The 12,396-nt window shown below is 53.5% G+C and carries 10 protein-coding genes and 2 tRNA genes; 4 read left to right on the plus strand and 8 right to left on the minus strand.

Features of this window, described 5'->3' with window-relative positions; genetic code table 11:
- Positions 1-382: 382 nt before the first annotated feature.
- The 4 genes from BXY66_RS07880 to BXY66_RS07895 form a co-directional block, all read right to left on the minus strand.
- The gene (locus BXY66_RS07880; RefSeq protein ID WP_132859592.1) at positions 383-1,597 is read right to left on the minus strand and encodes an HlyD family secretion protein; all 1,215 of its coding nucleotides are present in this window, start codon (positions 1,595-1,597) and stop codon (positions 383-385) included.
- Positions 1,594-1,926: a hypothetical protein gene (locus tag BXY66_RS07885; protein WP_132859593.1), complete on the minus strand. Its 333-nt coding sequence runs from the start codon at positions 1,924-1,926 to the stop codon at positions 1,594-1,596. Before BXY66_RS07885 ends, BXY66_RS07880 begins: the two co-directional genes overlap by 4 nt.
- A gap of 88 nt (positions 1,927-2,014) precedes the next feature.
- Complete coding sequence (locus BXY66_RS07890) at positions 2,015-3,535, minus strand: DUF1254 domain-containing protein (RefSeq protein ID WP_243694323.1); 1,521 nt, start codon at positions 3,533-3,535, stop codon at positions 2,015-2,017.
- On the minus strand, positions 3,532-5,019 hold the full coding sequence (locus BXY66_RS07895) for a DUF1214 domain-containing protein (RefSeq protein ID WP_132859595.1): 1,488 nt from the start codon (positions 5,017-5,019) through the stop codon (positions 3,532-3,534). The genes BXY66_RS07890 and BXY66_RS07895 overlap by 4 nt, the downstream gene beginning before the upstream one ends.
- A 103-nt stretch (positions 5,020-5,122) precedes the next feature.
- On the opposite strand from BXY66_RS07895, the gene BXY66_RS07900 reads away from it, so the two are divergent.
- Complete coding sequence (locus tag BXY66_RS07900) at positions 5,123-6,121, plus strand: helix-turn-helix domain-containing protein (RefSeq protein ID WP_132859596.1); 999 nt, start codon at positions 5,123-5,125, stop codon at positions 6,119-6,121.
- An 885-nt stretch (positions 6,122-7,006) separates the two neighbouring features.
- On the opposite strand, the gene BXY66_RS07905 is transcribed toward BXY66_RS07900, so the two are convergent.
- Positions 7,007-7,081 (minus strand) — tRNA-Asn (locus BXY66_RS07905).
- A gap of 112 nt (positions 7,082-7,193) precedes the next feature.
- On the minus strand, positions 7,194-8,108 hold the full coding sequence (locus BXY66_RS07910) for an MBL fold metallo-hydrolase (protein ID WP_132859597.1): 915 nt from the start codon (positions 8,106-8,108) through the stop codon (positions 7,194-7,196).
- Positions 8,109-8,291: 183 nt separating this feature from the next.
- Here BXY66_RS07910 and BXY66_RS07915 point away from each other — a divergent pair, with 183 nt between their 5' ends.
- Together BXY66_RS07915 and BXY66_RS07920 are read left to right on the plus strand one after the other, a co-directional pair.
- A complete protein-coding gene (locus tag BXY66_RS07915; RefSeq protein WP_341785791.1) occupies positions 8,292-9,452 on the plus strand; it encodes an ATP-binding protein in 1,161 nt (386 codons plus the stop codon).
- 74 nt (positions 9,453-9,526) lie between these two features.
- Entirely contained in the window at positions 9,527-10,237 is a 711-nt protein-coding gene (locus tag BXY66_RS07920; RefSeq protein WP_132859599.1) for a GGDEF domain-containing protein, read from the plus strand.
- A gap of 22 nt (positions 10,238-10,259) precedes the next feature.
- Here the strand turns inward: BXY66_RS07920 and BXY66_RS07925 are convergent.
- Both BXY66_RS07925 and BXY66_RS07930 read right to left on the minus strand, forming a co-directional pair.
- A tRNA-Ile gene (locus tag BXY66_RS07925) sits at positions 10,260-10,335 on the minus strand.
- Positions 10,336-10,378: 43 nt separating this feature from the next.
- Positions 10,379-11,302: a LysR family transcriptional regulator gene (locus BXY66_RS07930; protein ID WP_132859600.1), complete on the minus strand. Its 924-nt coding sequence runs from the start codon at positions 11,300-11,302 to the stop codon at positions 10,379-10,381.
- A 125-nt stretch (positions 11,303-11,427) separates the two neighbouring features.
- Between BXY66_RS07930 and BXY66_RS07935 the strand changes: the two genes are divergently transcribed.
- The gene (locus BXY66_RS07935; RefSeq protein ID WP_132859601.1) at positions 11,428-12,393 is read left to right on the plus strand and encodes an MBL fold metallo-hydrolase; all 966 of its coding nucleotides are present in this window, start codon (positions 11,428-11,430) and stop codon (positions 12,391-12,393) included.
- Positions 12,394-12,396: the final 3 nt, after the last annotated feature.

Raw genomic sequence — 12,396 nt, forward strand, 5'->3', positions numbered from 1 at the left:
TGAATTGTTGGACTTTCAAACAGATTACTACGAGACGCAAAACGATCAACCTTGGGATCAGGTATGCAGGTTAGCAATACGTGTCACCATTGCCCCCAAACTTCACGCAGTTGGCTTTATCTGCAGCACTTTCTGCAAAGCAGTCATTGGCGTCGGATTGCAGCGAACGTCCGCATTCCGCCCTTTTCGGCGACGTCCGCTCCCGGCCCAGAGCAAACGTTCGTTCTGCTTGGGACTTTAAACAACTCGGAACGGACAGGGGGAGACTTCCCTCAGAGCGCAACGCATCATCCTCGATAACTCAAGGGCCTCGCTTCGCGCGACATTCCCAGTTGAATCGACCTATCTTATCACGCTTGACCAGGCAACGCATGAGTTTGCCTTAGTGCGCGCCTCCACCAAGCCCAATTCCAGCAGCCAATGCAATCCAAACTTTAATACGCAGCAGGACCGCCTTCAGTACCCCCAATGCCTCTATGCCGTGAGCCAGAACGCCTCCTTCCAATGCGCCGGTCACATGCGTCGTATAGGTCTGCACCATGCATCCGCTCCCCTGCATAAGCACGGCTTGGTGCTCCGGATGAACCAATTCAAGGTGAACAACAATATCGCCGCGCATGGCCCGCTCTCCCGGTTCGATCAAACGCCCGGATGGAGTCATTTGTCCCGTCGACACCACAGATTGGATTCGCGCGACCCGCGCTGGCAAAACAGTATTTCGCATTGAAATGTTGAAACTGCTGTCGCATGCGACCTCCGCAGCCATTCCTTCATGCAAAATGCTTTTTGTCACTTGCGAGAAACCTGCCGAAACGAAAGGAGGTTCATCTTCAGGTCGATCGGGAATAATGACCATCGATGGGTTCAATGCCAATTGAGAAGCCCGCGCACCCACGTGGAGGGTCAGTTGCTCAACTATCCCATTCGACGCTGCAAAAACTTGCGTTTTGTTTAAGTCGACTTTTGCTTGAACCAGAATTGCCTCTGCGCTTTCCAACCGAGCCGGAAGAATGGACGCGACCTGAAGCTTTGCTGCGTCCAATCTGCGTTGCGCAGCGTCAACTTCCGCCAAACGTAGTTCACGGGTATTTTGTGCTCGCTCAAGCTCGCTTTGTTGAAAGGCCGCAGACCCTCGTTGTCTTAATCCTTCTTGATCCTCCAAAGTCAGCTCAATCTGCTCCAACTGTGACTGCGCTCCTGCCAGTGCCGCCTCAGCAGTCTGTATATCGACTTTACCTGCGGCGATTGCTGCCTGTGCTTCCACGATTTTGCGCTCGGCAACAAGAACAGCCGCTTTCTCAGCGCCGTCGTCTACAGTGAAAAGCAGGTCACCTTTCTGAACTCGGTCACCGGCCGAAACCGCCACCGAAGTAACGGTCCCGCTATTCTCGGCAACGACTGGGATCGTTCTAAAGGCGACAATGCCAGTATAGGATTTAGGGTAGTAATAGAAGACTGTGAAGAAAACCGCCAAAGCCAAAACCAGCCACAAAAACAGCGCCCAATGAACTGTATAGAGCGTTACCGGTATTCCGCGCCACCTCAGATAAACGACACGCAAAATGAACGGGAAGGAAGTGAGGACAAGCTCAATCATTTGCCTTGCTCCTCATGATGCGGGTCCCACCAAAGCATGAAGTCGCGAGCCAGAGCCGCGAGAATTAATGCAATCGGCAGCAGCACGCTAAAGTGCGACAGAGGAGGAAAAATTTCGTAGGCCAGCGCAACGGTCAACATGGTTGGAATCGTTGTTCTCAGCGGGGTATCGATTGCGCGGTGCTCTGCATATCGGTCAAAGCGCGCGTACATATGAATGACCGCGTAGACCAGCAGGAAGAAGAACACCAATCCAACCATAGCAAAAACGTCTGTTTCACCTGGTGCCGTCCACCATGCGGGCGCGCCACCGTGATTACCCTCAGCCATTTGTCAAACCCTCCCAAAAACCTGTTTGCACATCGGCGCAGGTAAAAAATCCGCGCCGATGCCAACTAAAAACAAGCGTACTCGGTAATCATTCAATCAATTCGAAGTCGCCGGGTCGCCAACTCTTATCGAACCAAGGCTCCAGCGGCCCATAGAGACGCATCATGACATTGAAACTCTTACCAGGCATAGTCTGCGCCCAGTTGTTTTCCCAACCTTCAGGCGCTTCAGGTCCGACGTAGATGGTATAGCTTCCATCGTTGTTGGCTTTGATGCCTTCACGATTGGAATCGATGCCTCCAGATTTTTGGTCTGTCTCAAGAATGGAACGTGTCTGACCGCTGTAGAGCATAAACGACCAGAAGTTTTTCGCGGGCACTGGCGCGGGCAAGGTAACTTTGTAGGTTTTAGAACCATCAAGGTACTCGCCATTCACGTCTCGTGCCGTCATGGCATAAACCGAGCCCGAGCCCACCGGCGGCGACGTCATGGCTGGCGTTATGCCGGTGGCCATGTAAAAGAAGTAGGTACGGTCGTCGAGAATGCGGGCGCTGTTCTCTAGGAACTGATAGCTCTGGCGCTGGAATGGCGAATTCCATTGACGGTCTTCGTAAAAGAAGACACCCGGATCACGGCTTGCATAAGTGATGGCACGGGCGGTTGCATTTGCGATTGCTGCAGCTTCTTTCATAATGCCTTGCATGCGGGCGTCCGGTTCAAACGGCTGTCCCTTCTTGAGGCCAATTGAAGCAAAAGTACCCAAGATTTCGGGCGCGAAGGCATCTTCGGGATTGTTTTCGAGTGCGACGTGTATCTCTTCGAAAAAGTCCTCATTGTTGGCGTGTACTGTGTTGTATTGAACACCCGAAACATTGATGAATGTCTCATTGGGCGGGTTGGCAGCATCGGCCAGCGGATATACATTTAAACCAGCTTTGATTTCTGAGACTGGCCCTTCGGTACTTCCATCGGCGTTGGGAGATCGGCGCAACAGGAGCCAGTGCTCGTAGGTTTTTGTACGAAGCTCAAAATACCCATCCGGCACCGGAGTTTCGTCATCGTTGTGCAGAAGTAGATACTTGCCACCTTTGCCTTTGTCGGCTCCAAGCACGCCAATGTCCGCCACGTAGTCAAAAGCGGCATCATCCAAAAGACCAAGCAAACCAGCGGGCACATCAATGACGACAGGCCCATCCGAGATATCCACGTTTGAGCCGATATAGATGGTTGTTGTGTTCGGTGTCAGCCAAATGGAACGTGCATCCATGAGCGTCTCGGTGATCACCACATCATTTGGCTTTGCCCCGACGTTCTCGTACCCTTGGAACATACCTCTCAGTGAGGCAATTTTCATTCCGTCCAAAAAGGCGGTAGTGGCCCTCATTAGGTCGAGGTTATCGAAGACCTTCTCGACCGTATCAGCGCTCGGCATGCCATCGAAAAACTCCAATGTGCCGAGGGTCTCGGTTTCAACGGAGTCCGGCGTCAGCACATTTTGTGGAACGTCTGCTGCAAATTCCTGGGACTGAACAGCAGTTGCCACAGCCAAGGCCATTGCACTGCAGGTCAGAAATTGACTTAAGTTCATGGTTTCCTCCAAATACTTCATTTCAATTTTTCAAGATCACCAAGCTGCCACCCGCTTTGCAGCCATCCTTCCTCAGGGCCGTACAGGCGGAAGAGAAGGAAGTAGCTTTCGGTGGTCGGAATCCAGTTGGCTTCCATACCTTCGGGGGCAAACGGACCGAAATAGATATCGTAAGACCCATCCTCGTTGGCCTTCATGGTTTCAGCGTCACGGGACGACAGACCTACGCGGTCAACGTCACGAATGAAGCTCTTGGTCTCCATCGAATAGACAATGACAGACCAGAAATCCTTGGCTGGAGTATCTGCCGGAACATTCAGTTTGTAGGTGGCATTGTGGTCATACATCTCGCCATCGCTGTCGCGCAGACCAGTTAGGTAGAAAGTGCCTCCGCCCAACAGTTTGGGAAGGTAAGTGATCCAGAAATAGCTGCCGCCTGCGCGGTCATCGACCAGAATTTCTGTGTCTGTTTCATAGGGAAATCCTGCTTCTGCTTGGCCTTCGGCAAAGTCCCAAACCAGCCATTGGCTCTTGAGGCTACCATCTTCATTCGCCCACAAAGGCACAGTCGCAAGACCTGGCTCAACGAAGTAACGTTGCATCGCGGCATATGCCAAAACCAACCCTTCGTTCATCGCCGCAATTTGGCGTTCCGTTGGTTCGAAAGGCTTGCCCTTTTCGATGCCCAAATCCTTCAGGAAATTGACCATGATTTTATCTTGTGGGCGGATAGGGTTGTTTTGAACATAATCGTTCAGGTCCTGAAAGTACGTCTCGTTGTAATATGGCAGCGAGTCATACGGTACATCAGAAGCCTCATGATAGGTGTTGGCCGGAGGGTTGTCCGCCTCTGATAGATAGTAAACTTTGATTGTCTGCGCGTATTCGGCCGCATCCGCATCCGTAGCGCCATTGTAAAGACGGGGGCGGAACGAGAAACCGTACTCATAGGTGTCTGTTTCAAAGGGCATATATCCGGCAGCGGCCATGTCTTCCATGGACATTTCGCCTTCATAGCCCGGTGGGATCATGACGTATTTCCCGCCTTTTCCCTCGTCAAATCCGGATGGGCCAACATCCGCAATCGGTTGATCCCAAGCATTCACAATGGTGCCAAAGTAACTCACACTCTCCGTTGCGGCAGGAACCTCGATCACCAAAGGCCCCGGTTCCGAAGTCATTGATGCCCAAGCATAAGCGGTCACATCGTTGGCCGTGAGAAACCCGTGTTTTGAATCGAATGGTTTGTTCAGATACACAATGTCGTTGTAGTCACCACCAAGGTCGCGCCGAATTCCTTTCAAGAAATCCACCATCCCGGCGGCTGGCATGCCCCAGATGGCGGCCTGCGTAGCGCGCTGGACCATTATCTGATACTCGATGTCTTCCACCTCAGCTGATCGCGCCAGAATGTCCCCTGTATCATTGAAAGTCTGGCTGAACGCCAATTGAGCGGGTATCGCAAGCGCGACGGCCAATCCCAAGCAAGGTAATGAAGCCTTCATTGATCTGTCCCTACAAAAATAGATGGAATCGAAAAAAGATTAACGGTTTCCGTCCGTTGCGACGTATCATTTTACGACAGTTGAAAATTTTGACGGAAACGTGATGCCGCTGCCTCCCTTGATCTCTGCCAAGGCACTCGGAGCAATGCCCGAATTCACACTCGAGCATGTGGGGGAAAAAGCACTTAACCGGGCATTGAAAACAGCGGGTCTGCCTTACGGTCTTTTGGAAGCTCGTGAAGGATTCATACCAAAATATGCGCTCGCAGAATTTATCGACCAGGTCAGCGTCGAGTTGGGTGAACGTCACATCGGATTAATGTGGGCACCCGCCCTGACCATCGCAGACTACGGAGCTTGGGGAGGTTACGTACTCAATGCACCAACCTTGGGTGCCGCGTTAGAGCGCGCCAGACAGGTTATGCCCTACCACTCGTCAGTGGATCGAACTCACTTTAGAGCACAAGGCGACCTAATTGGGTATGAATATAGCTTTGGACTGAAAGGCCACCGTGCATATTCGAACGTAGCATTTTCCGCATTGGGCTCTGTTCTGAGTATATTTAAAACTTTTCTGGGCTCTAATTGGAAACCGGAACGCATTGAGTGCGATCTTCCTCGGACAAACCAGCATGAGCAAGTAGAAGCGGTGTTTGGATGCCCCATTGTCTGGAACGCCAGGCGTTTGGAAATTTGGTTTCGCAAATCTGTTCTGACGACCACTTTGAAGCCGCTACATGTCGTCCCAGTCACTCTACAAGACATACAAAGAGAACGCTGTTTGGCGGGCGGAGAAACATTTTCGAACGTAGTGAATTCGGTCCTAATGCAGCAGGTGTCCGGCGAGGGAATAGATCTGGACAACGCAGCTCGAATGTTGGGTATTGGGCCGCGTTCGCTTCAGCGAAAACTACATACCGAAGGAACAAGTTTCCGAACGCTCTCCAACCAGGTGAAAGCAAATCGAGCTACGGAACTACTCCAAGAAGGAAGCCTTTCTGTCAAACAGGTTGCGGCTGAACTCGGGTATGAAACCCCGCAGAACTTTAGCCGCGCATTCCGCAAGGTGACAGGAATGCCGCCGTCTTCTCTGGCTGAATAGGATTTAAAAAGCATCGGTTTCGCATAGATTTTGGCTTGAAAAAAGGGCGGCATATTTTCGCCTAAAGGTCCCTCAGGTTCTCCTTTACCAGCCTCATAGCTTTTTGGCAGTTGCGTGTTTTGTCGGAGAACATTGAGTGCAGTCGAGGCGAATAACCGCTTCCCACCCACATCGAAAGTGAGCAATACTAGTGCTGGGCGATGCAGGACGGGCCAATCGCTTCTTTGCCAGCTTCACGTCAGACGGGCGCTTCATGGCGGTGGTGGGCTTTGCGACCCGCTGGCGTCGCCACAACAGCGACGACGGGACGGTGCTGTGGTGACGAGGCTGTACAACACTCGCAGCCCACGTACACGCCGCCACATGGACAGCAGGACAGGCGCTGAAGGACCTGAAAACTGAAAGACTTTCCAAGGGCATCGCCTACTCCGACCCGCTCGCAGGTGAACGCGGTGTCGTTTACAGCGCAGCGGGTCTCAAACAGGACGGTGAACCGCATGGGCGCTTCCGCGTTCAACTACCAAAGGTCAAATGGCACGAACACCACCTCTGCCACTCAGACCGATGGCTGAGACATGGCGGACGCAAATGGTCGGCGGACCAAGCACGGTCGAAGGGCTACCGCGTCGAACAGGTGCCGCAGCGAAAACTCTGGACCAAATCACTCTGAACGCGGGGAGATTATTTGTGCCAAAAAGCACCGAATGCGGGCACAAATCTCTAAACAGCGGAAAATCAAAAAACCTGAGCGCCTCCAAAACGCCACAGCGCGGACTGCCCACCCCGTCCTGACGGAACTGCCCGTTCTCAGCCCTTCCACCGAACACGATGGGCAGGTCCAACAACCAAAAAAGCCTCTAACCGTTTGAGGTCAGAGGCTTTTTATGGCTCCGGCGGTAGGGATCGAACCTACGACCAATTGATTAACAGTCAACTGCTCTACCGCTGAGCTACGCCGGAACATTACCACTCAGAGCCGCTGTGTCTCTGAGGATGTCGCGGTGTATAGCCACGCCATTCAGAGACGTCCAGAGCCTTTTTTCAAGTTTTTGACATTTCGGCAAAAAAACTTTCAAAGGCGCTCAAAAACCGCCTCAGCGCGCAATTCCCCAATAGGTGAAACCATGTTTTTACCAACCAAATCAACGAGGTGTGCGAATACATTGCGGGTCGCAGCCGGCAAAAGCGCCGACGGTGTTTCCGTGTAAATACACCGCGCCAGCCCCTCGGCTGTGTTTGATCCGGCTGCGAGGGCGTCAAGAATCTCGGCCTCCCGCCCAGACCTGTGGGATACAAGCCAATCCAGACGTTCGTGGGGCGCTTCGATCGGCGCTCCATGTCCTGCGTGAAACACCCGCCAAGGCCGCGCATGAAGTTTGGCACAACTGTTCATAAAATCGGTCAAATCCCCATCCGGTGGCGAAACCAGCGAACTGGCCCACCCCATAACGTGGTCTCCGACAAAGCACGCATCTCCCCACGCCAACGCGATATGGTTACCGAAGTGACCGGGGGTGTGAATCACTTCAAGCGACCAGTCATCACCCGAAATCACGTCGCCTTCAGCAACGATCACATCCGGAACAAACGATCCGTCAACTCCTTCGCCTCCGCCTGCCAAGCCACGATCAGCAAGCTCGGCCATGACCGCGCTGCGCCCTGCATCCGGCCCGCCGAAAGCCCAAATCTGAGCGCCAACTTCCTTCGCCAGCCGCCCCGCCAACGGTGAATGGTCGATATGGGCATGCGTCACCACAACATGCGTGATCTGCTGAGCGTCGCCAACGGACGCCAGAATTGCCTGAAGGTGAGCGTCGCTGTCAGGCCCGGGATCAATCACGCAAAGACCACGATCGCCGAGGATATATGTATTCGTGCCTCGAAACGTCATCGGCGACGGGTTCGGCGCCAGTATACGCCGCAGCCCCGGCTCAAGCATTTCTGCTTTGCCGGGCGTAGGGTCAAAAGCGAGAATTTCCGCATCCATGGTCTTTCCTTCCCGAAACAGTCACGGCAAGGTTTATCCATGTCTTTCAGATGGCTCAAACTCTATATGCCCCGAGGGCTCTATGCGCGCGCTGCGTTAATCATCGTCCTGCCAATTGTACTCCTGCAGGTTGCCGTGTCGTTTCAGCTGATAAGCCGTCATTTCGAAGGAGTTACAGAGCAAATGTCCTTCGCAGCTGCGCGGGAAGTCCAATTGGTGATCGAACTGGCCGAGGCGCGGCACGAAAAGGCAGACGAACTGGAACGCGTTCTGGAGGGCCTCGACATTGACCTCAGGTTTCCAAACCGCATCGACGCAAAGGACACCCGTCTGTGGTATGACTTTTCCGGCATTGTGATAATGCGCACACTTCGCGAGGAACTTCCCGAACTGCAATACGTTCAGTTGCGCGATGACCGCATCGTCCGACTATTCCTGCAGGGTAGCAACGCTCCAATGGTCATCGAATTTGACCGGCGTCGAATGTCGGCATCCAACTCGCATCAGCTGATTGTGACCATGGTATTCTTCGGCTTCCTCCTGACGCTTGTTGCCTACGCATATATGCGAAACCAACTCCGACCTATCAAAAAGCTCGCAACAGCAGCAGAAGCGTTTGGCCGAGGGCGTGTCGTCCCCTATTCGCCGCGAGGAGCGCTTGAGGTTCGTGCCGCTGGCAATGCCTTTCTGAACATGCGTAATCGTATCGAGCGTTTCTTTGAGCAACGCACACTTATGTTGTCCGGCGTCAGCCACGATCTGCGCACCCCTCTCACCCGAATGAAACTCAGCATTTCAATGCTGGATGCCGATGAACGCGAAGAACTCGATCGCGATGTCGAGGAAATGCAACGTATGATCGATGCTTTTCTTGACTTTGCCCGCACCGATTTCGAAGACGAACGTTCTGAATTGGACGCCGCCAAATTCGTGACTGAAGTCGTCGACGGATGCGCCCGCGCCGGACAGGATGTGAAAGTCCACAAGATAGAAGGCGATGGCAACGTTACCATCAGCCCTGTTTCGGTTCGACGCGCTATCGAGAACCTGATCGGTAACGCGGTGCGGTACGGAAATCATGCAGAAGTCAGCGTACGCATAACGGAAAAGTCCCTGCGCATTCGCGTGGAGGACGACGGGCCGGGAATTCCCGCTGATCAGCGTGAAGAAGCCGTCAAACCCTTCGCAAGACTGGAGCCAGCCCGAAACCAAAACAAAGGTCCAGGTGTTGGGCTCGGTCTTTCAATTGCGGCCGACGTCGCTCGTGCGCATGGCGGTGTCCTTCGGCTCCGCGACAGCGAACGGCTCGGAGGGCTGCGAGCGGACCTGGTTTTTGGCCGTTAACCAATTCTTGCTTGGGATTAACCTCATTTAGAGACTATCGCGCTACAGCCCATTCAAAGGAATGGAGCGTCCGTATGACACTTGGCACGATCAAAACTCGCAAGCAGCTGATCGCAATGACTATGCTGTGGACTGGTATCTGTGTTTTCCTCAGCTATGTGATTTGCTTCCCGGTCGCAGGCGTGCCTGCCGAACCGAAATTCCTGATCACCGCAATATTGTGCCCTGCAATCATGGCTCCGGCCGGAGCGTGGGTGTTTGGCTCACTCATGATGCGCCTTCACCAGACTTCGGAAGAACTGCGTCACGCGCTAGAACGCGATCATCTAACCGGCATCTACAATCGACAGTTTCTAATGACCCTGCTCGACAGTATCCGGCCTGACGAGGACACCGTGATTCTTATGGCCGACATAGATCACTTCAAGAATATCAACGACACATACGGCCACTTTGCCGGGGACAAGGTTATCCAAAAAGTAGCGCAGACGCTTGAAGCAAACTGTCGCGCCACAGATATGGTTGCCCGCTTCGGCGGAGAAGAATTTGCTCTGGTGATGCGCGGCGCCGCTTTGGGAAACAGTATCTCCGCGGCGGAGCGCATGCGGGATGCAATTGCCAAACAAAACATCGAACACGACGGACAAATACTGTCTGTCACCATAAGCGTTGGTTTGGCTCCAAGGCACGGATGCGAAGACATATCAGAAATCTTCAAAGCCGCTGATCTCGCGCTCTACAAGGCAAAAGAACTTGGTCGCGATCAGGTTCAAATCGCAGCATAAGTCAGACGTTCGGCGGAAGTTTTGGTAGGCCCGGCAGGATTCGAACCTGCAACCAAAGCGTTATGAGCGCTCTGCTCTAACCGTTGAGCTACAGGCCCGCCTCCTGCTGGTTATGAAATGCCTCAGGCAAGGTCAAGTCGTCTATTCCGCAGCGCTTCGCGTGATCAGCGATTGTCGTCGCATTTCTTCCAGTTTTTCCACAAAAGCATTGATCACCAGCTCGACTTTCGATCCCCTTACAAGCCGCGTCGGCGAGATCGCAAACACATCCTTACTTGGTGCTGTGTACTCTGGAAGAATCGTCTCATAGACACCCGAATTCAACTCTTCTTCAATCAGCATCCGCGCTGCTCGCGTGTAGCCTGCCCCCTTCTGCACCGCGTTCAGAATGATGTCTGCATCGTCAGCTGTAAATCCGACCCGAACTGGCGCCTGAAATTCTACTCCGTCTTTGCGGATCGGAAAATATCCGAGTGTCTTGTCTTCATTGTGCAGTATGAACTTCAATCGCAGTAGGTCTTCCGGCTTTTCCGGGCGCCCATGTGCATCAAGATACTCGGGGCTGGCAAAGAAAACTGTTTCCAGAGACGCAATTTTGCGCCCGTATCCGCCGGTATCTCCCAACCGACCAGTGCGGATTGCAAGATCGTAGCCCTCACGCACCACATCAACCAAACGGTCCTCCAGTCTTAGAACTATGTCCAGATCCGGATGCGCCTTTCCAAGTTCAATCAAAACCGGCCCAAACACCATGCGCCCAAGAAAGTTCCCGACGTTTACGCGAATGGTTCCCGAAACATCTTTTTCAAGCGCCTCCACCTCGGCGCGCATCAAATCGTGTCGCTCCAACAACTTTTGCACATGTGAATGAACCAAGCCCCCTGCCCGCGTCGCGGACACTCCTTGGCTTGAGCGGTGTAACAGCTGTTGTCCAAGATAGGTTTCCAACTGACGTATCTGCTGGCTCACTGCGGACTGTGATATACCCTGTTGCTGCGCCGCAGCCGACAAGCTTCCTTCGTTCACTGCTACGAGAAACGTTTCATACAGTCCCAGTCGGTCCATTGGTATAAGCAATCCTTATGGCCAGTATCAGCACCACAGTGCTACTGCTCCAATTTTGCCAGTCTTATCTGTCAGTAGCCAGCCTTTGTTGGCAATTTTTTAAAACAGGGATATTGGAGATCCTTATGTCCATGAACCGTAGGACCTTTCTTTCAACAGCAGCAGCCGTGCCCGCGCTCGCAATCGTGCCAACCGGCCTTCTGGCCTCCGGCCCGGCAAGCGAAGCGATGCCCGCGACCTTCCGCTTCAAAGTCGGCAATGCAACCGTAACGGCCTTGCTTGACGGATACCTCGATGCCGCGCCTCAACTTCTCAGCGAATTTGATGAGGCAAACGTAACTAAATCACTTTCTGCCGCACAGCAGGAACTGATGCCAAATGGGATCCGCATTCCCGTCAACGCTTTCCTAATCGAACAAGGGGAAACCAAAACCCTGGTCGACGCAGGCACCGCCGGCCTGATGGGAGACACACTGGGCAATGTCGGCTCAACACTCGCACACATTGGCGTCAATGCGGATCAAATTGATCTGATCGCGCTGACTCATATGCACCCTGACCACTCAGGCGGGATAATTGACGGCTCTGGCGCGGCGGTCTTCAAGAACGCTCAAGTGGCAGTCTCCCAAGCTGAATTCGATTTCTGGCACAACGACGCAATCATGGCGGCGACACCGGAAAGCGCGCGCGGATTCTTCCAAATCGCGCGAAACACTGTTGCTCCTTATGCCGACCAACTTTTGCTTCACAGTGACGAACAAGACGTTGCAGACGGTCTCATGACGATGCCTTTACCGGGTCACACCCCCGGCCACGCCGGTTACGTCCTGCAATCCGGGGAAGAGCAACTGCTGTTCTGGGGAGACCTGATTCACATGACAGCTCTGCAATTCTCCAATCCGGAACTGACCATCGCATTTGACGCTGATCCGGCGACAACGGTGGAAACACGACAAAGGATGCTTGATCGTGCAGCTTCCGACAACCTCTGGGTAACCGGCTCTCACCTGGATTTCCCGGGGTTGGGCCGCGTCCGCAAGACAGCGGACGGCTTTGGTTATCACGCCACACCCTGGCAATACGGCGCCTAGTGC

Source organism: Shimia isoporae (assembly GCF_004346865.1).
Taxonomy (GTDB): Bacteria; Pseudomonadota; Alphaproteobacteria; order Rhodobacterales; family Rhodobacteraceae; genus Shimia; species Shimia isoporae.